This window comes from Paenibacillus physcomitrellae, from assembly GCF_002240225.1.
Taxonomy (GTDB): domain Bacteria; phylum Bacillota; class Bacilli; order Paenibacillales; family Paenibacillaceae; genus Fontibacillus; species Fontibacillus physcomitrellae.
The window spans coordinates 3671509-3694239 of the sequence record NZ_CP022584.1; the positions used below are offsets into that span (position 1 = coordinate 3671509).

At 51.8% G+C, this 22731-nt stretch carries 24 protein-coding genes; 21 read left to right on the plus strand and 3 right to left on the minus strand.

Features of this window, described 5'->3' with window-relative positions; translation table 11 throughout:
* Positions 1-11: 11 nt before the first annotated feature.
* From CBE73_RS16520 to CBE73_RS16545, 6 genes are all read left to right on the plus strand, one after another.
* Positions 12-212, plus strand: coding sequence for a CsbD family protein (locus CBE73_RS16520; protein WP_094095161.1), 201 nt, complete (start codon positions 12-14; stop codon positions 210-212).
* A 36-nt stretch (positions 213-248) separates the two neighbouring features.
* Positions 249-527 carry a hypothetical protein gene (locus tag CBE73_RS16525; RefSeq protein WP_094095162.1) on the plus strand — a complete coding sequence of 93 codons (279 nt, stop codon included), beginning with the start codon at positions 249-251 and terminating at the stop codon, positions 525-527.
* A 216-nt stretch (positions 528-743) separates the two neighbouring features.
* On the plus strand, positions 744-2168 hold the full coding sequence (locus tag CBE73_RS16530) for an ATP-binding protein (protein WP_094095163.1): 1425 nt from the start codon (positions 744-746) through the stop codon (positions 2166-2168).
* A gap of 57 nt (positions 2169-2225) precedes the next feature.
* Positions 2226-2603 carry a RidA family protein gene (locus CBE73_RS16535; protein WP_094095164.1) on the plus strand — a complete coding sequence of 126 codons (378 nt, stop codon included), beginning with the start codon at positions 2226-2228 and terminating at the stop codon, positions 2601-2603.
* A gap of 210 nt (positions 2604-2813) precedes the next feature.
* Entirely contained in the window at positions 2814-5918 is a 3105-nt protein-coding gene (locus CBE73_RS16540; RefSeq protein ID WP_094095165.1) for a DEAD/DEAH box helicase, read from the plus strand.
* Between the two features lie 20 nt (positions 5919-5938).
* Positions 5939-6838 carry a hypothetical protein gene (locus tag CBE73_RS16545; protein ID WP_174704755.1) on the plus strand — a complete coding sequence of 300 codons (900 nt, stop codon included), beginning with the start codon at positions 5939-5941 and terminating at the stop codon, positions 6836-6838.
* A gap of 221 nt (positions 6839-7059) precedes the next feature.
* Here the strand turns inward: CBE73_RS16545 and CBE73_RS16550 are convergent, their stop codons facing one another.
* A complete protein-coding gene (locus CBE73_RS16550) occupies positions 7060-7725 on the minus strand; it encodes a GTP pyrophosphokinase (protein ID WP_094096362.1) in 666 nt (221 codons plus the stop codon).
* A 313-nt stretch (positions 7726-8038) separates the two neighbouring features.
* On the opposite strand from CBE73_RS16550, the gene CBE73_RS16555 reads away from it, so the two are divergent.
* From CBE73_RS16555 to CBE73_RS16570, 4 genes are all read left to right on the plus strand, one after another.
* A complete protein-coding gene (locus CBE73_RS16555; RefSeq protein WP_094095167.1) occupies positions 8039-8788 on the plus strand; it encodes a zinc ribbon domain-containing protein in 750 nt (249 codons plus the stop codon).
* A gap of 163 nt (positions 8789-8951) precedes the next feature.
* The gene (locus CBE73_RS16560; protein ID WP_094095168.1) at positions 8952-9260 is read left to right on the plus strand and encodes a hypothetical protein; all 309 of its coding nucleotides are present in this window, start codon (positions 8952-8954) and stop codon (positions 9258-9260) included.
* Positions 9261-9445: 185 nt separating this feature from the next.
* Entirely contained in the window at positions 9446-10015 is a 570-nt protein-coding gene (locus CBE73_RS16565; RefSeq protein ID WP_094095169.1) for a xanthine phosphoribosyltransferase, read from the plus strand.
* Positions 10016-10023: 8 nt separating this feature from the next.
* On the plus strand, positions 10024-11202 hold the full coding sequence (locus CBE73_RS16570) for a LacI family DNA-binding transcriptional regulator (RefSeq protein ID WP_094095170.1): 1179 nt from the start codon (positions 10024-10026) through the stop codon (positions 11200-11202).
* 430 nt (positions 11203-11632) lie between these two features.
* On the opposite strand, the gene CBE73_RS16575 is transcribed toward CBE73_RS16570, so the two are convergent.
* Both CBE73_RS16575 and CBE73_RS16580 read right to left on the minus strand, forming a co-directional pair.
* On the minus strand, positions 11633-11971 hold the full coding sequence (locus tag CBE73_RS16575; RefSeq protein ID WP_094095171.1) for a DUF4870 domain-containing protein: 339 nt from the start codon (positions 11969-11971) through the stop codon (positions 11633-11635).
* 237 nt (positions 11972-12208) lie between these two features.
* A complete protein-coding gene (locus CBE73_RS16580; protein WP_094095172.1) occupies positions 12209-13531 on the minus strand; it encodes an MGDG synthase family glycosyltransferase in 1323 nt (440 codons plus the stop codon).
* A gap of 475 nt (positions 13532-14006) precedes the next feature.
* Here CBE73_RS16580 and CBE73_RS16585 point away from each other — a divergent pair, with 475 nt between their 5' ends.
* The 11 genes from CBE73_RS16585 to CBE73_RS16635 all read left to right on the plus strand — a co-directional run bounded on the left by CBE73_RS16585 (position 14007) and on the right by CBE73_RS16635 (position 22722).
* Complete coding sequence (locus tag CBE73_RS16585) at positions 14007-14195, plus strand: hypothetical protein (RefSeq protein ID WP_068699876.1); 189 nt, start codon at positions 14007-14009, stop codon at positions 14193-14195.
* 187 nt (positions 14196-14382) lie between these two features.
* Positions 14383-15147: a type I methionyl aminopeptidase gene (gene map, locus CBE73_RS16590; protein WP_094095173.1), complete on the plus strand. Its 765-nt coding sequence runs from the start codon at positions 14383-14385 to the stop codon at positions 15145-15147.
* 256 nt (positions 15148-15403) lie between these two features.
* Complete coding sequence (locus CBE73_RS16595) at positions 15404-16132, plus strand: hypothetical protein (protein WP_157739603.1); 729 nt, start codon at positions 15404-15406, stop codon at positions 16130-16132.
* 46 nt (positions 16133-16178) lie between these two features.
* Positions 16179-16592, plus strand: a complete 414-nt coding sequence (locus CBE73_RS16600) for a GntR family transcriptional regulator (protein ID WP_094095175.1) — start codon at positions 16179-16181, stop codon at positions 16590-16592.
* Positions 16589-17497 (plus strand): ATP-binding cassette domain-containing protein, encoded by a 909-nt coding sequence (locus CBE73_RS16605; RefSeq protein ID WP_094095176.1) that lies wholly within the window; start codon positions 16589-16591, stop codon positions 17495-17497. The genes CBE73_RS16600 and CBE73_RS16605 overlap by 4 nt, the downstream gene beginning before the upstream one ends.
* Positions 17497-18402 (plus strand): ABC transporter ATP-binding protein, encoded by a 906-nt coding sequence (locus CBE73_RS16610; protein WP_094095177.1) that lies wholly within the window; start codon positions 17497-17499, stop codon positions 18400-18402. The genes CBE73_RS16605 and CBE73_RS16610 overlap by 1 nt, the downstream gene beginning before the upstream one ends.
* Positions 18395-19684, plus strand: a complete 1290-nt coding sequence (locus tag CBE73_RS16615) for an ABC transporter permease (RefSeq protein WP_094095178.1) — start codon at positions 18395-18397, stop codon at positions 19682-19684. Before CBE73_RS16610 ends, CBE73_RS16615 begins: the two co-directional genes overlap by 8 nt.
* Before the next feature lie 376 nt (positions 19685-20060).
* The gene (locus CBE73_RS16620) at positions 20061-20375 is read left to right on the plus strand and encodes an ArsR/SmtB family transcription factor (RefSeq protein ID WP_094095179.1); all 315 of its coding nucleotides are present in this window, start codon (positions 20061-20063) and stop codon (positions 20373-20375) included.
* Between the two features lie 14 nt (positions 20376-20389).
* A complete protein-coding gene (locus CBE73_RS16625) occupies positions 20390-21793 on the plus strand; it encodes an arsenic transporter (protein ID WP_094095180.1) in 1404 nt (467 codons plus the stop codon).
* 41 nt (positions 21794-21834) lie between these two features.
* Complete coding sequence (gene arsC, locus CBE73_RS16630) at positions 21835-22260, plus strand: arsenate reductase (thioredoxin) (RefSeq protein ID WP_094095181.1); 426 nt, start codon at positions 21835-21837, stop codon at positions 22258-22260.
* A gap of 33 nt (positions 22261-22293) precedes the next feature.
* Entirely contained in the window at positions 22294-22722 is a 429-nt protein-coding gene (locus tag CBE73_RS16635; protein WP_068699898.1) for a protein-tyrosine phosphatase family protein, read from the plus strand.
* The last annotated feature ends 9 nt before the right edge of the window (positions 22723-22731 follow it).

Genomic DNA, 22731 nt, shown 5'->3' on the forward strand with positions numbered 1-22731 from the left:
AGTGACTGGACATGGATCATAACGTATTTAAAGGCAAATGGAACCAGTTGAAAGGCGAAGCCAAGAAGCAGTGGGGAGAATTGACTGACGATGATCTGGATGTGATTGCCGGGGAGAAGGACAAGCTGGTCGGCAAACTTCAGGAGCGTTACGGGCACAGCAAGGATACTGCAGAGAAAGAGTATGACGACTGGGTGCGAAGCCGGGGATAAGAGCCCTGGAACATCATGGAATAGAGGCGATTCTGCATGTACAAATCTCATGTTGTGGAAGGCAGATTGTTAGAGCTGCATGACGATTATGTAGTAACGGTTCGAGGAGATATGATCAGCACCTATCACCGCAGATACTATATGCTGCCGGACGAAGAACATTCAGCCGAGGCATCCGCTGAATCAGCAGGGGATCGGCTGGAGGAAACCTCCTTCGACAAGAGAACTGTACGCAAAGGCAGAAGGGAACGGAAATTGAGGTGGCCTCGTCTGACGCTGCCGGCCTTTTTAAACAGAGACGCGAATCGGGCTTGAGGATTCGCGTCTTTTTGATCTGTTCCAAGACAGGTCTTCATGATATGATAGGGTAAATGTAATAAGTTACAAATTGTTACTTTTTATTTTTAAAGGCGTTATTCTAGGAAATCTAGCAGTAATTCGGATAAATATAGGATGCAGGGACTAAGATCGCTGCCCGATAATACCAGTATTCTTAAGGGCTTCGGCCTGCAGCCGGGAGTGATAGGATGAATGAATAATGACATTGGAAGCTCGTTTGCTATAAATTTATGTATTCTGGTCACTATCGCCTACCTGGCCAATCTGGGCTATAAATATGTTTTGGTAGTTGCTTCAGGCAAAATCAAATACGCCGTTTCTCTGCTGCTGATCTTCTTCTCCGCTTATGCATCCATGTATTTCGGATTTCAACTCGGGGAAGACGTCATCTTTGATCTCCGGTTTGTTCCGCTGATCATCGCGGCGTTAAGCTACAGGAAACCTTATACCCTAGTGTTCGTCGGCGTAGGAATCGGGCTTTGCCGTTTGTTATTTGGCCTTAATGCCGCCTCCATGGCCGGGTGTACGAATATCATTGTGCTGGGCGTTGTGGCAGCGCTGCTCAAATGGTGGTTTATACGCCACAGAACGGGCTATATTGTTCAGGCTGCTATCTTTATTGTCGTCATCAATGCGATAAATCAGCTGGATGTTTCGCTGCTTGGAGTTATTCCGTTTAACTTCTATATCGTGCATATCGCCCCGGGCACCCTGTTGATGGGTGTGGTTCTCAGCACCGGGTTTGTCTTCATGTTCCGTGATTTCCAGCTGGAAAGAAGACGCAACCAGGAGCTGAAAGAAACCAACACGCTGATGATGCGGCAGACGGAGGAGCTGCACAAGGCCAAGATCGTGCTGGAGGAACGGGCGAAGCAGCTTATGCTGGCTTCACAGTACAAGTCGGAGTTTCTGGCGAATATGTCTCATGAGCTGAGGACGCCGCTGAACAGCATTATCAATCTGGCGCAGCTTATTTCGGAAAGCGGGAGCAGCAGGGAAAGTGAACCGGGCAAGCAAACGGATAATGAAACGGTTCTTTACAGCGAAATTATTTACAAGTCCGGTCAGGAGCTGCTTCAGCTGATCAATGATATTTTGGATCTGTCGAAGGTTGAAGCCGGCCGTCTGGAAATTGCGGCCGAAGAGATCAGTATTTGCGAGATTCCGGATCTGGTCTATCTGCCGTTCGAGCTGTTGGCCCGGCGGAAGGGCCTGAAATTCGAGGTTCACAGGGATGAGCGGCTGCCTAAAACGATTTATACCGACGGACAGAGAGTGCAGCAAATCCTTCGGAATCTGCTGTCCAATGCCTTTAAATTTACGTCACAAGGTGAAGTCAGCTTAACCATGCGGAAGTCAGAGCAGAGCGATCTTGTACAGGGAGAATGGATTGTGTTTGAAGTCAAAGACACCGGCATCGGTATATCGGAAGACAAACATCATTCCATCTTCGAAGCGTTCCAGCAGGCAGACGGGACGATCAGCCGCAAATATGGCGGGACAGGACTCGGATTGTCAATCAGCCGGGATTTGGCCCGGCTGCTGGGCGGATTTATCCGCATGGAGAGCAAGCTTGGTTTGGGCAGCACCTTCTCGCTTTTCCTGCCGCTCAAATGATACAATAACCCTGTCTATAGTTTGAATAACCGTAAAGCAAAGGATGGGATATTAGCCATGAAGAAATCAGTTATCGCCACAACAAACGCACCTGGAGCCATCGGCCCGTATTCGCAAGGGGTTTCCATCGGAGATTTGGTCTATACATCGGGACAATTGGGCATGGACTCGGCGGGCGTACTCGCTGACGGGGTAGCAGCACAGACTGCTCAATCCTTACGTAATGTACAAGCTATTTTGGAAGAGGCCGGCAGCGGGCTTGACCAGGTCGTAAAGACGACTGTTTTCCTGAAGGATATGAATGACTTTGTGAAGATGAACGAGGTGTACAGCACTTTCTTCACTGAACCTTACCCGGCCCGCAGCGCCGTAGAGGTTGCCCGTCTTCCTAAGGATGCGCTGGTGGAGATCGAGGTCATTGCCCTGAAGAAATAAGTCTGCCGAGAGACGGTTAAAGCAATTGAATCCTCATAAACGTACGGCAGGATGACCCCTGATCCTTAGGGGGTTATCTTTTTTTTTGACCATTTACCTGTTTCTGCAGGTTCATTTTGGCTGGAGTTTTGCCGAAACCTGTTTTTAAACGAGCAGCTTAATGTATAATATAGTATTAAGTTCTCAAACGGAGATAGACAGGAGAAAGCAATGAATCAACGTCTTTTTGGAATTTGGCTTGGCGATGTGTTCTTCAGCTTCTCTGGAGAAATATCAGAATCAAAAGTAGATGCATGGGTCATGACCATGCGCCGCCTCCAAACCGGGACTGGTGAAAAACCGTTTCAGCAGGCCGCGCTGCGTCTGGCCGAACTTAGATGGCCGGCAGCGGTGCTGCGCGGGGAGGTCCGGCGCGGAGAACGCCGGCTGCTGTCGGGGCGAAGCCTCGAAGGTCTGGCTTTATCTCCCCGGGACACCTGGAATATGCTGTTTGCCTGGGATGATACCAATCTGGAAGCCCGGGGCATCACGCCGGGCGGTGAAATGGAATACTGGAGGGAAGCGGCCCGTTTTGCCAAGGATCTGCTGCAGCGTGGACGAATTGCTCCAGGCTCCAGGCCTGCGGTTCCCCCGGGCGGCAGGAGAAGAGGAACCCTTTCGGCGATTCGCGCCGTCTGGTGCCCGCTGCTGGAGCAGCCCGAGGATGAGGAGCGTTTCCGGCTGCTGGCTGCCGCTATGCCTCCGATCGGCCTGGCACAGATTCGGCCTTCCGCAGAGGAGGAGACGCAGTCGATCGAACAGCGGCAGCTTACCGTGCTGCATTCGTTCATGACTGCGTTGATTGATGTGAAAGTGCAGGAGACGGTACAGGAGCTGGGCAGGGAGCTCAGGAATGTCCGTGCTAACTATAGAAGAGGAACATCACCGCTCAGCGAGCTGTGGTGGAACAATCTGACCGGTTCCGGTTATCCGGCCGAAATTCAGGGGAGTGCACCCGAGATCGCGGAATTAGAGCAGTCTATTGCAGAGGCAGGAGGTATACAGCCGCTCGAACGGGGTGGCGAGGCTTCCGAAGACCGGCCCGCCCTTGGGCTCTGCCTGCGCTTGGAACCGCCGGAGCGCTGGGATGAGCATCCGTATTGGATGTTATCCTTCTGGGCGGAAAGCAAGGAGGACCCATCCTTGCGGCTTGCGGCCGACAGCATCTGGAACCATCCTGAGCCTGATCTTTCTTTCGGAGGAAGAGTGTATCAGGAAGTGCAGAAGGAGCTTCTGCTTTGCTTGTATAAAGCAGCGGAATGGTCTCCCGAAATTCAGGAGGCGATGCGGAGCTCCCGGCCTGAAGGAACGGAGCTGGACCAGGAAGAGGTTTACCGGTTTCTGAGCCGCACGGTGCCGCTGCTCAGACGCAGCGGGGTAACGGTGCAAATGCCGTCGAGGTGGACCAAGGAAGGAAAGAAACGGGCGGGCGTCAAGCTGCGCACGGGCAGCTGGGATCCGAAAGAGACGGATCGTGCGCCCCGGGCCGGCGTGGGCATGCAGCAGCTGGTCACCTTCAAGCTGGAAGCTGTGCTTGGCGACCGGATGCTGAGCCAGCAGGAGCTGGAGGAGCTGGCTGCCTCCAAGGTGCCGCTGGTCTTTTTCCAGGGGGAATGGATCGAAATCGACGTCAAGGAAATCCGTCAGGTCCTTAAATATATGAAGAAACATGAAGATGGCAGCATGACCTTTGCCGAGCTGATGCATCTTGCGGCGGACCCTGAACTGGATGGGCAGTGGGAAGGCATGTATGTTGCCGGCTTTGAAATGGAAGGGCTGCTTCAGTCGCTGGTGCAAGGAAACACGCTGGGCAGCCTGGAAACCCGTCCAGTGCCGAAATCGCTCCAGGGCACGCTGCGCCCTTACCAGGAGCGGGGATTCCAGTGGCTGTCCTTGATGAGAAAGCTGGGGTTCGGTGCGCTGCTGGCGGACGATATGGGTCTTGGCAAGACGATTCAGGTGATTACAGCGATGCTGGACGGCAGTAAGGAGGAAGGGGCTTACCTGATTATCTGCCCGACATCCCTGCTGGGGAACTGGCAGCGGGAGCTGAGCCGCTTTGCGCCTCAATTAAGCGTGTATATTCACCATGGGGGGAAGAGGCTGCACGGAGAAGCGTTTATCCAGGCCTGCAAAACGTATGATGTCGTGCTGACGACCTATCAGCTGGCCGGGCGGGATTCGGCGGAGATGAGAGAGCTGTACTGGTCGGCCATTGTGCTGGATGAGGCGCAGTATATCAAGAACTTCGGAACCAAGCAGGCGCAGAGCGTCATGAAGCTCAGGGCGCCGCAGCGCATCGCGATGACAGGAACACCGGTCGAGAACCGCCTTGGCGAGTTATGGTCAATCTTTCAGTTCCTGAATCCCGGTTATCTGGGCACGTCAGCGGCTTTCCGGCGTCAATTTGCGGCAGGCGGAGACGAACACCCTGAGGAGCTGGCGCGGCTGCGGAGGCTGGTAGCGCCCTTCCTGCTGCGAAGACTCAAAAGCGATCCCGATATATCCAAGGATCTGCCGAAGAAGATCGAAATGAAGTCTTATTGCAGTTTGACTGCCGAACAGGCGGTATTATATAAAAATGTAACCGACGAGCTCATGGCTAAAATCCATGACAGTCAAGGGATTGCCCGCAAAGGGCTGGTCCTGTCTTCGCTCACCCGGCTTAAGCAGATCTGCGATCATCCGGCGCTTCAGTCGGATGGCGCAGCTGCATCCAGAACCTCGGCAGCAGGGCGTTCCGGCAAGCTGGAACGGCTGCTGGAGCTGGCGGATACGGTGACGGAAAACGGCGAGGCCGCGCTTATTTTCACACAGTATGTCCGAATGGGTGAGCTGCTCGCCCGGCATATTGGCAGCCGCTACGGGTTTGAGCCTTATTTCCTGCACGGCAGCGTGCCTAAAAAGGAACGGGATGAAATGGTGCATGCGTTCCAGGAAGGCTCCGGACCGCCGCTGTTTATTCTCTCCCTGAAAGCAGGGGGCGTAGGCCTGAACCTGACGCGTGCCAACCACGTCATTCATTATGACAGATGGTGGAATCCGGCGGTGGAGAATCAGGCGACGGACCGGGTGTTCCGGATTGGGCAGGAGAAGAATGTAGAAGTCCACAAGCTGATCTGCCAAGGGACGCTGGAGGAAAGAATCGATGAGCTGATTGAACGGAAAAAGGCTTTATCCGAGCAGGTTGTAGGCTCCGGCGAACAGTGGCTGACGGAAATGTCGGCGGACCAGCTTCAGGAATTGATTACGCTGCAGACGGTTGAGTGGTCCTGATGCTGCGGCTATGCTGCAGCTTGTATGGAAATCAGGTAAGGAAAAGGAGCAATGCATGTATGGCGAAGGAGAAGGCGGCTGCCGGAAAGGTTCAATTAACGGCTGCACCGGGAGAATGGAAAGCGGAATGGACCGCCGAAGGGCCGGGTCCAAAGCGGAAATCAGCGGCACAAACGGAAGATTCAGCGCAGGAAAACCGCTGCTCGCTGGTCCTGCCGATCCGGCGGGCCGATGAAGGGCTGGCGGCAAGGATCCTGGGCTTCTTGAGGGAGAAGCCCATGGTGTTAGCCGCCTTGCTGGCGGGCCCGGCTGCGGCCCTGCCGGAGGAACTGGCGCAGCTGCTTCCAGCGGAGCCGCCTTTGGTTTCGCCGCCTCCTGCAGGCGGGGCGGCTGAAGGGGCGCGGCCAACGGCGGAGCCTGGCTGCGCCTGCGGCAGCGGCGGCTGCAAGCATGCCGCCGCGCTGCGGGAAGCGGCGTTGTCCGGCTGGGGCACGGACATACGCCTTGCCCTTACGGCGCTGGATCTCGCGCCGGAGAAGCTGGCCCGCGCGGTGTTTGGCGCGTGGGCCGAGGAAGGCGCGCCCGATGCCGGCGCGCCTGAGGAACCGGCCGCGGCGCAGCGCGCGGCCGGCAGTGCGGCCCCCCGCCCGGCGGGCTCGGGGCCCGGCATCGCCGAGTGGCTCAGCGCAGCAGCCGCCAAAGGCGCGCTGCATGAGCCGGGCCCCGGCTTTGCCGAAGCCCGCAGTCTGCCTGCCCTTGCGGCAGACGGGGGCGGCGGGGCCGCGGCCAGCGTGCGCAGCTGGCTGGCCGGCATGCTTCCGGCCGTCCCGGCAGCGCCGGACGGCCTGGATTTGATCGTGCGCCGGGCCGCTCAGCAGGCGGCCGGCCTGCACGAAACGACGAAACGCCCGGGGAAATAATTCCCCGGGCGTTTTCGTCTGACCGCAAGCTCGTCTCTGCAAGCCCGCGCCCACACGCTCATGCCCGCAAGCTCACTCCCAAAAGTCCACCCCTGGATGCTGCGCCCACACGCTCGCCACACACGCTCTCTACCGCACACTCGCATACGCTTGCTCAGACGCCCCCGCGCCGGACAACAAAACACCGCGCTGCTCTTAGCAGTGCGGTGTTTGCCCTCGGCTTATTGATCCAAGCCGGTCGTTCCTTCGGACAGCGCGATGATTTCCTTGCGCAGGCCAAGCATTTTTTTGTCCAGTGCGTCTGCCGCGCGGGCGGCTTCGGTCAGCTCTTTAATGACATGGGCCGGAACCTGTTTGTCGTATTTGTAGAACAGAATATGTTCCATGCTGGCCCAGAAATCCATGGCTAAAGTCCTAAGCTGGATTTCAACCTTGATCCATTCCGGGCCTTCCATCAGAATCAGCGGAACAGTAACGATCAGATGCAGGCTTTGATACCCGTTCGGTTTGGGATTAGCGATGTAATCCTTAATCTCCAACACCTTCAGATCATCCCTTGTCTGCAAATGATCCACCAGGCTGTATATATCTTTTACAAAGGCGCACACAATGCGCATACCCGCAATGTCATGAATTTCATTAACGAGGTTGTCTGGCGTCAGAGCCAGCCCTTTGCGCTGCATTTTGCCCAGGATGCTTTTCGGCTCCTTGATGCGGGTTTTGATATGTTCAATAGGATTATAGCCCTGGCGGTGCTTCCATTCCGTCTGAAGCAGTTTAATTTTGTTATGAAGCTCATCTAGTGCCAATTGGTACATCATCGGAAGCTGTTTCCATTCTTCAAGCCCGGCGAGATGTTCGCCGCCCGCTTCCCAAAATTCCGTCATTGCTGCGGGGTTCACAGTCAGTCCTTTACCCGGTTCTTTCGATATGCTCAAAGTATCTACTCCTAATATGATAAAAAATAACGCCGCCCGACGTTTTTTATTGTACCCCGATTCTCCCGCCAAATCAAAACCGGTAAAGCCAAAAGGACGGCTGGCAGGCTAGGTTTTCACAGAACGCTTCAAATCTGTTATGATAGTTAACGTTAACGGGGTTTGCGGCCTTTCCGGCCCTGCGGACACCTTCTAAATTTTCGCCAGGCATCATACCTTGATGAGAGATTAACGACGCGCTTGGATCGGAGGATGAATAATAATGAGTTTTTTGGACCGAATTAAAAATGGAGCTAACAAAGCGAGCGAACGCGCCCAGCATGTAGTGGAAATAAACAAATTAAACGGACAAATTTCAAATATTGAACGCGAAATGGGCATTTATTATCAGCAAATGGGGCAGGTCTTCTATGAGGGCTACCGCGCAAAGGATATGTCCCTGGCTGAAAAAGAAATGATGGAGCTCGCCAAAACCTGCGACCTGCTTGCAGAGGAGCGGGATGAGCTTCGCCACCGGATCGCCGCGCTCAGAAATGAACGCCTGTGCGAATGCGGGAAAGTGGTGCCGCAGGAAGCCATTTATTGCCCGTATTGCGGCAGAAAGCTAAAGTCCCGCGGTGAGAGCCCAAACGCAGCCCCTTATCAGGCTGAACAAGAAGGGCCAGTAAGAGAGCCTGAGGAAGCGGTGAGCGAAGCCGGAGCCGCTATGGAGACGATGGTTTATCGGGGGCCGCTCGTGAAAGAGGAGCCTGAATATGAGGCAGCCGAGTCCGTTCCTTTTTCCTCGGAAGACGAGAAACGCCGTCAGCTGGAGCTTGAACGGGAGCGGGAGCGCCAGTTGGAGCTGGACCGTAGAATCCAGACGTGGAAGGAAAATATGATCCCGCCTAAGCCTGCTTCTCCATCCAGAGCGGAAGAATCGAATGAAAATGTTCTGAAATGTCAGATTTGTTCCACCACGCTTGCTAAAGGAACCAGATGGTGTCCGCACTGCGGGGCGGAGCAGATCTAAACCGAACCGACTGACGTTTACTGAATTCATAAAATTGCCTTAATTAGCCTGCGTTCTCCGGTCGCCTGTTCCGTATTACTAGTAATGGTGGCTCTTTCCGGATGTTTTATGCCTCGGTTGGAGAAGCTGAAACAAGAGATTCTGGATAGGAGTGTGAGGGAACATGGAATGCATCGTTTATTTTGATGTTGTCCACGATGAGGGAGTCAAGGAGCTGCGCGGGCTTATTTTTCTGAATGACGACCGGCTGCCTGCCGAGCAGGATTACCTGAATATGCTTACGGATATGGGGTATCATCTTCGTTTAGAGAAAAGTGATCCGCCAACTTTTGTACCGACTGATCCTGGCGCGGCATATAAAGAGATCCGCATTCGCCGCCTGGATACCGGGAAGGAAGAGGACCATTACGAGGATAAGAACCTCAAGAGCATGGTAGCGAACCTGCTGCCGAATAAACCTAAATCCCTTTGAGAAAAATGCGAAGCCTGTTTCCCGTATCGGGGAACGGGTTTTTTGCGATAAAATAGAAAGGAAAGCAGAGGATCTTGATGCGAAAAGGCGGATCAGGATCACGCTGAATGAGAACCATCAATCAGAGTCGGAGTCAGAGTTGACATAAAGCAGAGATATAAGACAAGAGAGCCGGAGGAGAAACCATGAAGCTGCTGATAGACAAGGTTATGCAGGAAGGAATTGTGCTGGGGAATGATGTTTTGAAGGTCGATTCTTTTCTGAATCATCAGATGGACCCCGTATTAATGCAGGAGATCGGGCATGAATTCGCCCGGTTGTTTGCCGGAGAGTCTGTCACTAAAGTGCTGACCATTGAATCGTCAGGCATAGCCCCGGGCATTATGACCGCGCTGGTGCTGAATGTGAGGCTGATTTTTGCACGTAAACGGAAATCTTTGACGTTGACCGAGGATATTTTTGTGGAGAAGGTTTATTCCTTTACCAAACAGGAGACTAACGAAATCACTGTATCCCGCAAATTTCTGAAGCCGGGGGACAAGGTGCTTATTGTGGATGATTTCCTGGCCAATGGAGAAGCGGCTTCTGCCCTAGCGAGGATTGTGGAGCAGGCGGGAGCTGAAGTGGCGGGTATGGGCATCGTCATCGAAAAATCATTCCAGCCCGGCCGGCGTCTGCTCACCGAAGCGGGCTATCGTGTAGAGTCGCTGGTCCGCATTGCTTCCCTGGCCGGCGGAAAGATCGAGCTGGTGTAGGTGGCGATATGACAGGAAAAAGAGTAACCAGTATGGATGTAGCCCGGCTGGCTGGCGTTTCTCGCAGCGTAGTATCGGCCGTTATTAATGGCACTCAGGGCATTGGAGTGAGCCGCACGAAGCGGGAAGCAGTGCTGAAAGCGATGCGGGAATTGAATTATCATGTTGATGCGAGCGCCCGCGCCATGAAGACGGGCAGGAGTTATTGCGTGGCCGTCTTTGGAGACACGTCCAATGCGCTGTTCCTGCAGCTGCTTGAAGGTTTGCAGCAGGCATCTCTGCGTCATGGCTACCATGTGCTGCTGGTGGGTCAGGGCAGCGGCAGCACAAGCCGTGACGAGCTGATCTCCCTGTATTTCCAGCGGCGTGTAGACGGGATAATCACCTTGGATCCTCTCGGTTATGCGGATGAAGCATGGGCGTCCAGCATTCGGGAGCATCAGATCCCGTTTGTGTCGGTGGAGGGTTATGCGGGAGTCGAAGACATTTATTCGGTGATGGCTGATTATTACGGCAGTGTCCGTGCAGCGATGGAGTTTATGGAGAGCAGAGGGAAGGCCGGCGTGACCTATCTTCAAATGGAGGACGGGCACTGTCCCGAGAATTGGGCGGAAAGAGCACGCCGGGAAGCCTATGCCGACTTTTGCGCGGAGAGAGGCTGGACGTATAGAGTGGAGAGAGTCCAACGGCAGGAGCCGGCTCAAATCCAGGCCGTCCTGGAGTATGACCGTGCCGCCGGGGTCCCGACGGTTTACCTTTCGAACTGGACCGATGCTGCGCTCGAAATCTACCGTGCCGCCGCCCGGCTTGACCTGAAGATCGGGCATGACATAGCGGTCATGTCCTCCGATAATACTTATCGGGTCAGCTCCAGGCTGGTCCCGCCGCTGACTGTTATGGCAGTGCCTTATCAGGAGATGGGCGAAAAGGCGGTAGAACTGCTGCTGGAGCAGATCGAAAGCCGCGACGGCGGCAAGGTCGAGTGCAAGGATGAGGACATGCAGGAGGGTATGCATGAGGACAAGGATGATGACAAGAACGACGGTGAGAATGTTGGCGGGTACGGTGCAGAAGACGGTGACAAGTACGGTAACAAGTGCGGTAAAGATGAGTACAAGGAGGCCAGCGCGGGACGACTAAGGAAGCACTGGCTGCCGGCTCGTCTGCTGCCGGGTAAGAGCGTATAACCGGCAGTTGAACCGCTAATTCGTTTCTTATGATTAGTCATACAAAAATGCGACTCCAGCTGGTCGATTTCTGGAACTTGTTCGAAAAATCGTACAATTGGGGTCGTATCCGCGGCGTATGGTGGACTTTTGTATGAAAAAACATATAAAAGATGAGCGCCACGCCAGTTAGCATGGGGAGTATGCGAAAAATCATATAAAAAACGGGTAGAGGACAACCCGCAACCCAAAGTCAGCTACTTCTGTCTTACGCCGGACAAATTAGCCATTTACCCGCTTGGCGGTAGTGCCGCCTTGCTATAGCCATACAGCGTACCATAGTAAGCCCCGGTATCCCTTCCCTATAAAGGAACACCGGGGCTTATTTAGTTCATTAAGGGGTATGGGTCAAGTTCACGGCTCCATCGCCAAACTCTGAGTACCCTTCCACTCACCAATTGCGGATCTGCTTCTCGGCAAAGTCGCCGATCCAGGGAAGCTTCAGCCATTTGCTCTGGAGAGAGGCGATGATCAGCGCCACCCAGAACAGGACACCTGCGAGGCTGAGCAGCGCGGCAAGAGCGATGCCCAGGATGGGGATAAAGCCGGCTACGGTATGGCAGACGGTCAGGCCTCCGAACAGCAGAACGGACTGCAGGGCGTGGAACAGCACAAACCGGCTTCTTTTTTCAATAACCAGAAAAATAATCCCGCCAACAAACGGAAATAAGTGGCACAGAAATGCGGCTAAACTTTCAGGCAGGCCTGTAGAGGACCGGAAAGGGGTCAAGGGCATACACCTTCTTGAGTCAAGGGATAAAGGGGACATGACAGGCATTTGATCCCCCTCTCCCTTTTAATGTATGACAAGCTGCCCTATGTAAGAACGATGGAGAGGGGGAAGGGCCGCTCACTTCCCGCATCAGTTTATTTACGGCCCTCATCAATCTCCCCGCGTCCGCTCATTTATCCGCCCACGCTCTGCTCCCTGCGTCTGCGCATCCGCGTCCGCTCCTGCGCCTTCCAGTCAGGACGGCGCTGCGGCGGTTGTTACGGCGATTTTATCCGGGGCGATGAACTGCCGGATCACGTCCTCGACAATGGCTCTGGCGGCATCCGGCCGTCGTAAGCTCTCCAGCTCCCGGTAGAGGTCCCCCTCCGGCCGCCGGCTGAAGAACTGCTCGATCTGGCGGACCAGATCGGACGGGCGGTGGGAAATGAAGGCGATGCCTTTCTTTTTCAAATAAAGGGCATTGTTTAATTCTTGCCCCGGAACTGGCCGGAACAGAAACATCGGCAGGCGGCTGACCAGTGCTTCGGACAAGGTGATTCCGCCAGGTTTGGTGATGATGCAGTCGCTCACCGCCATAAGGCTGGCAATGTCGTTGACGAAACCGTAGACCTGAACGTCCTCGTGATTGGCGAATCGCTGCTGCAGCTGTGTGAAGAGTTCTTTGTTCTTTCCGCATACCGCGATAACGCGGCGTTCACCATCGGCAGTAAGGCGGCGGCAGATGTCGGTAATATTCGGCATGACCCCGTAAGCCCCGGCCATCAGCAGGATTACGGGTTTTCCATCCCGGCGTATCCGGGCTGCAAGCTGTCTGGCCGAACGCGCAGCTGCAATTGGATCTCCATCGATATTCACACTTGTATTTGAATTTGGATTCAAATTTGCATCCCTATCGACGTTCCCATCTACGTCTGCATCTGCTTTCGCATTTACACCCATATCCCGACGATCACCCATATCCACACCCGCCTCGTCACCCTCGCCGTCCTGCGGCTCGAATAAGCCGGAAAAGCCAGGGCGCAGCGGAATCCCGCTGGCGACAACCCGTTCCTCAGGAATGCCGCGGGACACCATTTCGTTCTTCAAATCCTGCGTCGCTACATAATACCGGTTGACGGCAGGGTGGAACCAGCGTGCATGGATGTCAAAATCGGTAATCACATTAATGATGGGAATGGTCTGACCGGTTCTCCTGAGCAGCTTGGGCATCGTCAGCTGGGGGAAGGTATGAATGACCATATCCGGATTGATGCCGGCGACAATCTTGGCCAGCTTGTTCAAGCCGATGGAATGCAGCAGGCCGTACAGCGGCCGGTTTGGCTGCATGCGCCGTGTCGTATTGTAGACCCATCCGTACAAGTACGGAATGGTTTTAAAGCTTTGCATGTATACAAATTTAGTTAATCCATTCAGCAGGGGGTGCGCCTCCGCCATGAGATCCAGCAGAACCACATCGGTAATCCCTTGTTCATGAAAGGAAGATTCGATTGCTTTGGAGACCTGGTAGTGTCCGTCCCCGTAACTGGCATATACAATCAATACCTTGGGTTTACGCATCAGCCGTCTCCTCCCGGTAGCCTGATAAGAAAATAACTGAACTTTGCCTAGGCGAACTCACCTGTTATAAGTATATACATTGCAGGCGCCTATAGAAGAATTTGCCGGTCGGGCATACAATTCCTTCCCCCTTATTTTAACCCGATCAAAAACCGATAAATATATTATTAAGGATTGAAATATAAATCCATAAAAGGTGAAAGCTGAAACGCCGTAATGAATATGTTACAATATAGAGAGATAGGAGGCCGTTCCATTTGTATCCGGATAAACATAAAGTGTTAACGGGTGCCTGATCATAACCGGTTGTTTGACAGCAAGCAATTGATTCAGGTTAAACCTTGCCGGGTATGTAAATGTCAGATGCCTGCCGGTGGCAGGACAAACTTAACCACTTCTAGATGAATACTTGCAGGATCTTTTCGGCGTTCTCATTTACGGAAGCAGTACTATTAGCGTTCTGGGAGGGAATCATATGGCAACGAAAGGTCATAATGAAGTTAAGGAAAGTTTGCGGGAGATGACAAGAATTTTCAGGCCGAAGGATCCCAAAAAATTTGTCAGGGAGTATGTTCGTAAGTACCGCATCATGGGCGGATATGAAGAAGAATTGACTCACCTTGTGGAAACGGAAATGGGTAAGCTGAACTCTTCAGTTTCCTGATGCGATCCTCTGACGGTCGGCCGCTATCACATTTGATATAGGACACTTTCAAACCGTCTCTCCGCTTTTGTGCGGGGGGCGGTTTTTTTCTTTCATAAGCTAACATATATTAGAGCATTCAGGTCAGGCACACGTCCGGCAGACATTAGATACTTTAGTTGTATAGAATAAAAAGGAGGCGTTTCCCATGCCGAAAGTGGCTACGAAAAACGCTCAGCAGATTGAGCTGATCCGGGCAGCGGGACGCATATTGGCGGATTGTCATCGCGCTTTGAGAAAAGCAATTGCTCCTGGGATCTCCACGCGTCAGATCGATGAGTTTGTAGAACGGTTTATTACCGAGCGGGGCGGGACGGCAGCGCAGAAGGGATACAGAGGTTTCCCGTTTGCGACGTGTGCGTCGGTTAACGATGTAGTCTGCCACGGTTTCCCCACCCGGGAACTGCTCCGAAGCGGTGATATTGTGACGATCGACATCGTTGTGGAGAAGGACGGGTGGATGGCCGATTCGGGATGGACGTATCTGGTGGGTCAGCCGTCGCCGGAGGTTGAAAGATTGTATAAAATCACCAAGCTGGCGCTGGAACGGGGCATTGCCGCGGCCGTTCCGGGCAACCGGATCGGCGACATCAGCTATGCCATCCAGCGGACGGCTGATGAGGCGGGCATTGGGATTGTGAAGCCACTGGTTGGCCATGGCATCGGACAAATGATGCACGAACCGCCCGATGTTCCCAACTATGGCCGTCCGGGTACGGGCCTGAAGCTTCGCAAAGGCATGGTGATTACCATCGAGCCGGTCTTTACCTTAGGGGAGACGGGGGCCGTGCTTTGGGATTCGGACGGCTGGACAATCCGCTCGGCCGATGGAACGCCGGGAGCCCAGTTCGAGCATACTCTTGCGATTACTGAACGGGGGGCGGATCTTTTAACCGAGCAATCCATAAAATGACGGATATTTATGATGGTTTTAAAGGATGGAATTCATAATTGGATCTGTTCAATCAGCCGGTGCTTTGCGCCGGTTTTTTTCTATGCTCAGAAAGGAAGGGAAGCTGGACAGGGTTCGGCCCGGGAATTTCCACCTCCTAAATGTTGACAAATAAGAAGTGTGCTCATATACTGTGTATAAAGATATACACAGTATAACAGTGAGGCATGATTAAAAAATAGAGCTAAGAGTAGAAACAAGGGGAAGGTGGTACTGCATGAGCGAGTTTTGGAGGGACAGTTTGTTTCTGTTCAGGAGAGAGTGGAGAAAAGACCGCAGACTCCTGCTCTGGAGCCTGTTTTTTATGGTCTATACCGGGGGCTGCATCAGTTTGCTGGTCTATTCGAGACAGGAAAGCGATGCAGTGAAGTCGATGAATGTCCTGCTCGATTTCTTGCTTCTAATGATGGCCCCGATGACTGGATTCTGTTTCTCCCGCGGCCATCTTCATTATTTTAGGGATGATTCCTACACGCAGAAGCTGTATTATCTCAAGACGCTGCCGATTCGGCCGAACGTGATCATCAGCGCACGCGTGGTGCAGCTGTTGGTCTACATCCTCATTAACAGCGTACTGATGTATGGCACTCTTTATATCGCTACGGGCGGATTGGATTCCAGCCTTAGGTTTGCTGATTATATAGCCTTTGTCCTGACCTGGACAGGATACAGCTTTGCGGCAAGCGCTTATTACCTATATTTCGAGTTTCTCCGCAGTGGCAAGGTGTATATGTGGATGAGTTTTGTCCTGATGGGATTGTGCGCATTGGCTGCGGTGGTGATCCTGCTGCTGGATGGAGGATTGGTCAATTATACGATTGATATGTCCGGTCGTTACGGATTGCTGTCACCACTCATGTGGGCAAGTTTGCTAATAGGCGCCGCGATTTTATACCTGTCAGGGAGACATATAGCCCAAAAAATAGAAACGAGAGACCTGGTTTAATCTAAATGATTTACAGATAGGAGAGCAGGACAGGAGGTGCCACGGAGTGTGGATTCCCATACAGATTAATGAGAGCAGCGCAGAGCCGCTTTATCATCAGATCGAAACGCAGCTGCGTTCGATGATTGTCGGTGGTCAGCTGGCCGAAGGGACCCTTCTTCCTTCCATACGCGAGCTGGCAGGCAACCTGAACTGCAGCGCGATTACGGTGCGCCGGGTTTATCAGGACCTGGAGAGCGAAGGACTGCTGCGGACCAAGCAGGGGACGGGTACTTTTGTCGCTAAAGTGGAAGAAGAACAGCGTGGCACTTATAAACGAACATTTGTAGAGGAAGCGCTGGGAGCCGCCATTGACAGTGCCCGGTCGGTTCAATATAGCAAAGAAGAGTTGAAGACGTTGTTCCTTGAAGTGTTGGAGGAGAAATTTAAGGATACGGAGAAAGGCGGAGATTCCCTATGACGGACTTAGCGGTTAAGCTCAGCGGCATAGTCAAAAGCGGGCGGCGAAAAACAATCGGTCCTATTGACCTCGATGTTCCTGCCGGCCATGTCGTTGCGGTAGTGGGGCCAAACGGTTCAGGAAAAAGCACGCTGATTCATCTGATCATGAAGGCGATCCAGCCGGATGGAGGAACCATGGAGTGGTTCGGTCAGCAGCATGAGCAGGGCCTGCCGATTGAGCTGAAGCGCATGATCGCCTACGTACCGGAGATCCCTTTATATGAGGAGAATCAGGCAACGGCTGAAGAGGCTGGCAGCTTCCGGGCGTATTGGTACCCAGATTGGGACGGAACGAGGTTTGAGGAATTGCTGAACCGCTTTGACGTCCCAAGAGGCATCAAGCTTTCGAAGATGTCGAAGGGGGAGCGCCGCAAGTTTGAGATCGCCGCCGCTTTGGCCTGCCATCCTAAGCTGCTGCTCCTGGATGAGCCTTCTTCCGGTCTGGACCCGTTCGCCTGGAAGGAAATGCTCAGCGGGCTTCGGTCGCTGCTGGCCGAAGAGGAAATCACGGTCCTTTTATGCACCCACATCGTGGATGAAATCAAACGGCTGGCAGATTACGTCGTGCTGATGCGTGACGGCCGAAGCTACGGGATGGTTGAGAAGGATGCTTTGCAGGAATGTTTTCAGGAATGGTGGATCAGAGGCGGACAGGCGGAAGTGAAGCAGCTTGGCGCTCTGGAGCTGGAGCAGGGTCCGGATCTGATGAAAGTGCTGGTCAATTCGGCCGAAGCCGAAAGATTGGCGGCAGAGCTGCCAATTGAGGTGCTGCGTAGAAGGAGCATCGAGCTGGAAGAGGCTTTGGAGCTTTGGATGAAGGGGCATTTGCCCGAAGAACTGAAATGGAAGAGGGGGACGTTGTAATGGCAAAACCACTGGTTCTAAGTCAGGTATTCAAGCAGTTTGGAGACAAGACCGCCGTTAACGGAATTTCACTTGAGGTTGAGCAAGGGGAAATCTACGGCCTGCTTGGCGCAAACGGCGCCGGGAAAACAACGACGATGCGGATGGTGCTTGGGGTTATTTTTCCGGATGGGGGGAACATCTCTTATTTCGGCAAACCTTACGGCCCGGATCAGCGTCATGAAATGGGTTATCTGCCCGAGGAACGCGGCTTGTATCCCAAGATTAAGGTCAGCGAGCAGATCACCTACCTGGCCCAGCTGCGCGGCATGTCCGCCAAGGAAGCCGACCAAAGCCTCAAGTATTGGCTGGATCGCTTTGAGGTGCCGGAGTATTACGATAAACGGATCGAAGAGCTGTCCAAAGGCAACCAGCAGAAGATGGGATTTATCGCGGCCGTTGTGCATAAACCGAAGATTCTGATCCTTGACGAAGCGTTCAGTGGCCTTGACCCGGTCAATGTAGAATTGCTGAAAGCGAATGTGAAGCAGCTGCGTGATGAAGGCACCAGCATTTTGTTCTCCACGCACCGGATGGAGCACGTGGAAGAGCTGTGCCGCAACATTACGATTTTGCACCGCTCAAACCCGGTCATTCAGGGCGACCTCCAGGAAATCAAGAAACGTTATCCGCGTGAATCGGTGATCCTGCGGACGACAGGCGCTGTGGAAGGGCTGGAGCAGATCGGCGGCGTGACGAAGGTTGAACGCAAAGAGCGGGGTTATCAATTGACGATTTCAGATGTTTCGGCGGCGAAGACGATTTTGTCGACGGCTATGGCGCAGAGCGAAGTGGAGCATTTTGAAATCCAGGAGCCGACGCTTAACCAAATCTTTATCAAGGAAGTGGGGGAATCCAATGAATAAGCTGGGTACTGTTATCCGTTTCTCGTTCATGAGCAAGATCCGCAAGAGATCCTTCCTGATTACGATGCTGGTCATTGCTATCCTGATTACGGTTCTGGCCAACGTTCCGTTCCTGATTGATAAATTTATGAACAAAGATGAAAAGGCGCTGAATATCGGCCTGGTCTATGAACCGCAGCCGGCCATCGCCGAGAAGTTCCGCCAGGTTTCAGACCAGTTGAAGAGCCCGGACTATGCCCTCGTTGATTATAAAGGCGAGGTGAACGATGAGCAGCTCCAGCAGGATCTGACCGACAAGAAGCTGGATGCCTACCTGAAATTCAGCCAGGACAGCAGCGTCGGATTTCCGGAAGTGACTTATGTATCCAAATCCGGTGACGATCCGGGACAAGGTCTGTCGGCTTCTTTGCAGAGCGCCCTACAATCCGTGAAAATGCAGACCATCGCAGGAGGTTCGCTCAGCGACAGCCAGCTGGCTGAGCTGGTGGCCCCGGTTACGCTGAATGCGGAAAAGGCGGGCAGTACTGCCGGCGGGGATCAAGACGGAAAATCCTCCGAAAGCACGAAGGTAGCTAATTATATTTACGTATACGTTCTGATCATCCTGTTCCTGATGATTAATACAACCACCGGAAGTATGATTGCCTCCGAAGTAACCGCTGAGAAAAGCTCACGGATCATGGAGATCCTCATCACCAGCGTCTCACCGCTGGTTCAGATGTTTGGCAAGATCATTGCCATGTTCCTGCTTGGCTTAATGCAGATCGTGTTCTTCGCCGTGGTCGTGGTGGCGAATATCTCGATGCCGCATAACCGCGAAGCGATCAAAGGCCTTGGCGTCGATATTTCGCAGATCAGTGCAGACGTCTTCCTGTACGGGCTGGTGTTCTATATTCTGGGTTACTTCCTGTATGCTACCTTGTTTGCAGCGATCGGTTCCCTGGTCAGCCGGACAGAGGAGCTGGGACAGGCAATTATGCCGATTACACTGCTGTTAATGGTTTCCTTCTATATCGGCATCTTCAGTATTGCAACGCCAAATACGATGCTGATCAAAATCGCCTCCTTTATCCCGTTCACCTCGCCGATCTCCATGCTGGTGAGAGTAGGAGTAGGAGAGGTAGCTGCATGGGAAATCGTGGTTTCGCTTGTGATTTTGCTGGTCGCCACGTTCCTGTTCGGCTGGTTGTCCGCGAAGATCTACCGCACTGGCGTGCTCCTGTACGGCAAACGTCCTTCGCTCAAAGAGCTCGGTAAGGCGATGCGGGCTTATAAGATGTGAGGGGTAAGCGGGTGTATGTGTGATGTCATAATTAATGAGAATTGCATAAATATTCACTTGTACAATGTTATGTAATATTTTCCGGTTATTAAAAAGGTTGCCCCTAATTCCTAGGGCAACCTTTTTAATTGAATTTCAAGTGATATAGTTAATTATTCTTCAGCGAAAAACTCTTTAAAGATAAGTTTTTGAAGTAGATATAATCACAAGATATTTGCTACCTTTCCCCTTTACCACTCAATAATCTAATGGATGGATAGTTGAATTTAAATAAAGTTACGCGAGTTAAACATAACTTATTGATTATATTCGTTATTGATTATATAATCTGACATGAATATAAGAGCATTTCAGCTGCGAGAGAGGAGGGATGTTAGTGAGCACTATTGATGAAATGTCATATCATATGAAATTGCTCGCTGATAAAACAAGACTGACCATTATGGCTCTTTTAAAGGAACGTGAGATGTGCGTTTGCGATATCGTGGATATTTTGGAGACAAGTCAGCCAAACGTAAGCCAGCATCTAAAGAAATTGAAATTAGGCGGTTTGGTTTATGAAACGAAAAAAAGCCAGTGGGTTTATTATTCCTTGAACGTAGAAGACAAACCATATTTGGAAAGTTTGATGAACCAGCTGCCTTGTATGAAATCTAAGCTTGAAGGCCGAATCGGCTTATCATGTGATTAATCTCCGGAGGTCCTATGTTATTCGTTGCTATTGTTATTTTTCTGGTTACGCTAACCTTCGTTATTTGGCAGCCAAGGGGGTTAAACATTGGATGGACAGCAGCAGGGGGGGCCATTCTCGCTCTATGTTTTGGGGTTGTTCAATTTTCTGACGTATGGGACGTAACCCTGATTGTATGGAACGCTACTCTAACCTTTGTGGCTATAATTCTGATTTCACTCCTCTTAGATGAAATTGGCTTCTTTGAATGGGCAGCCTTACACGTAGCCAGGTTCGCCAGGGGGAACGGCCGGCTGATGTTTGTCTATGTGATATTGCTCGGAGCTGCCGTATCTGCATTATTTGCCAATGATGGGGCAGCCCTGATTTTGACTCCTATTGTACTTGCAATGGTGCGAGGCCTTAACTTTAATGAGCGAATGATTTTGCCGTTTATCATGGCAAGCGGTTTTATTTCAGACACGGCTTCTTTGCCGCTCATAATCAGTAACTTGGTGAACATCGTTTCGTCTGATTTTTTTGGCATTTCCTTTGTAGATTATGCCAGCAGGATGATTATCCCAACCCTGTTTTCAATCGCAGGAAGCCTGTTCATGCTGTTTTTAATGTTCAGAAAACGTATCCCTGTTCACTATGAAGTAGAGCAGCTTAAAGTCCCTTCTGCAGCAATCAAAGATCGACGACTGTTCCGCTTGTCCTGGGTCATTCTTGGTGTTTTGCTCATCGCCTACATGTGCAGTCAGTTCATTAATATTCCTGTTTCCGTAATCGCTGGAATTGCCGCTTTGGTCTTTATTCTTTTTGCTCAGAGTAGCCCTCAAATCCATACTTGGAAACTTATTAAAGGAGCTCCTTGGGCCGTTGTAGTATTCTCCATCGGTATGTATGTCGTCGTGTATGGATTAAGAAATGTGGGTCTCACAGATGAATTAGGCAAGCTATTCGAGGCCGTTAGCCAGCATGGATTGTTTATCTCCACAATAGCTTCCGGCTTTATAGCAGCTATTTTGTCGTCCATCATGAACAACATGCCTACGGTTATGATTGATGCGCTTGCGATTAAAGCAACCTCAACAGAAGGCTTTATACGAGAGTCGCTTATTTATGCGAATGTGATCGGGTCAGATTTGGGACCTAAAATTACGCCGATTGGTTCATTAGCTACTTTGCTTTGGCTTCATGTCTTGGCTCAGAAAGGAGTCAAAATTGGTTGGGGAACTTATTTTAAAATTGGCTTAATCTTAACCGTTCCGACACTGTTCATCACTTTGACCGGCCTTTATTTATGGCTATCCTTTATTAGCTCCACTTCGGTCAATTTATGGCTTGTCATTGCTGGAATTTTTGTTTGTCTCATAGCTGTTTGGTGGGGAGTACAGAAACTTTTGAATAGAAAAGGCCAACAGGGTACCAACTAAACAATACCTATCAAAATCAAGAGTAAAAGGGGATTTTAATTATGGAAAAGAAACCACTTGTTTATTTCTTGTGCACAGGGAATTCTTGCCGGAGTCAAATCGCAGATGGCTTTTTAAAAGCACTTGGTGGAGATAGATATGAAGTGAAAAGTGCGGGCTTGGAAGCTCATGGATTAAATCCACGGGCTGTACAAACGATGAGAGAAGCTGGTATTGATATCAGCAGCCATACCTCGGATGTAATCGATCCGGAAATCCTGAATCGCGCAGATTATGTGATTACGCTGTGCGGCCATGCGGATGAACATTGCCCAGTCATTTCTAATCCTAACGTTACAAAATGGCATTGGGGTTTTGATGATCCTGCTAAAGCCACGGGTACGGATGAAGAGATTACGGCTCAATTCAATCAAGTTCGTGATGCCATTAAAAACCGGATTGCCCAGTTTGTTGAGACTGGAAAATGATTCTACTCAAGACCTTTAAGGAGAAGATCCATTATGGTTAAAAATTATCAGGCACTTATAGAAGATAAAATTTTTTTCGGTGGGGCAGCCGATGTTGAAGACATGTTTTATAACGAAGGCATTGAAGTAGTCGTTGACTTGCGTGGTGAAGCCTCAGAGCCGGCTTTGGCAAATGAGAAGCTTCAATGGGTCCAAGTCCCTTTAGAGGACCATGCTACAGGCCCTCAGGATGAGCTTTACCGTGAGGCGATAGACAATGTGCTGAAAGCTTATCATAGTGGGAAGAAAGTAGGATTCCATTGTGGTGGAGGTAGAGGCAGAACGGGAACTGTAGCAATCGGTACTCTTATTGAATTAGGAATAAGTAAAGACTTGCAGGAAGCGGAAGTCCTGGCGAAAACCATTCGTCCAAGCATCAACATTAAATCCTCCCATCGTCAGTCCCTTGAAAAAATGTATTGATAAACGGAA

Bases quoted from the DNA above. Each gene is read 5' to 3' on its own strand.
- CBE73_RS16585 (WP_068699876.1), top strand. From the start codon at position 14,007: ATGGCAACGAAAGGTCATAATGAAGTTAAGGAAAGTTTGCGGGAGATG.
- CBE73_RS16520 (WP_094095161.1), top strand. From the start codon at position 12: ATGGATCATAACGTATTTAAAGGCAAATGGAACCAGTTGAAAGGCGAA.
- CBE73_RS16610 (WP_094095177.1), top strand. From the start codon at position 17,497: ATGGCAAAACCACTGGTTCTAAGTCAGGTATTCAAGCAGTTTGGAGAC.
- CBE73_RS16555 (WP_094095167.1), top strand. From the start codon at position 8,039: ATGAGTTTTTTGGACCGAATTAAAAATGGAGCTAACAAAGCGAGCGAA.
- CBE73_RS16530 (WP_094095163.1), top strand. From the start codon at position 744: ATGAATAATGACATTGGAAGCTCGTTTGCTATAAATTTATGTATTCTG.
- CBE73_RS16625 (WP_094095180.1), top strand. From the start codon at position 20,390: ATGTTATTCGTTGCTATTGTTATTTTTCTGGTTACGCTAACCTTCGTT.
- CBE73_RS16540 (WP_094095165.1), top strand. From the start codon at position 2,814: ATGAATCAACGTCTTTTTGGAATTTGGCTTGGCGATGTGTTCTTCAGC.
- CBE73_RS16635 (WP_068699898.1), top strand. From the start codon at position 22,294: ATGGTTAAAAATTATCAGGCACTTATAGAAGATAAAATTTTTTTCGGT.
- CBE73_RS16605 (WP_094095176.1), top strand. From the start codon at position 16,589: ATGACGGACTTAGCGGTTAAGCTCAGCGGCATAGTCAAAAGCGGGCGG.
- arsC (WP_094095181.1), top strand. From the start codon at position 21,835: ATGGAAAAGAAACCACTTGTTTATTTCTTGTGCACAGGGAATTCTTGC.
- CBE73_RS16565 (WP_094095169.1), top strand. From the start codon at position 9,446: ATGAAGCTGCTGATAGACAAGGTTATGCAGGAAGGAATTGTGCTGGGG.
- CBE73_RS16550 (WP_094096362.1), bottom strand. From the start codon at position 7,725: ATGACGGAATTTTGGGAAGCGGGCGGCGAACATCTCGCCGGGCTTGAA.
- CBE73_RS16535 (WP_094095164.1), top strand. From the start codon at position 2,226: ATGAAGAAATCAGTTATCGCCACAACAAACGCACCTGGAGCCATCGGC.
- CBE73_RS16595 (WP_157739603.1), top strand. From the start codon at position 15,404: ATGAGCGAGTTTTGGAGGGACAGTTTGTTTCTGTTCAGGAGAGAGTGG.
- CBE73_RS16525 (WP_094095162.1), top strand. From the start codon at position 249: ATGTACAAATCTCATGTTGTGGAAGGCAGATTGTTAGAGCTGCATGAC.
- CBE73_RS16615 (WP_094095178.1), top strand. From the start codon at position 18,395: ATGAATAAGCTGGGTACTGTTATCCGTTTCTCGTTCATGAGCAAGATC.
- CBE73_RS16560 (WP_094095168.1), top strand. From the start codon at position 8,952: ATGGAATGCATCGTTTATTTTGATGTTGTCCACGATGAGGGAGTCAAG.
- map (WP_094095173.1), top strand. From the start codon at position 14,383: ATGCCGAAAGTGGCTACGAAAAACGCTCAGCAGATTGAGCTGATCCGG.
- CBE73_RS16570 (WP_094095170.1), top strand. From the start codon at position 10,024: ATGACAGGAAAAAGAGTAACCAGTATGGATGTAGCCCGGCTGGCTGGC.
- CBE73_RS16580 (WP_094095172.1), bottom strand. From the start codon at position 13,531: ATGCGTAAACCCAAGGTATTGATTGTATATGCCAGTTACGGGGACGGA.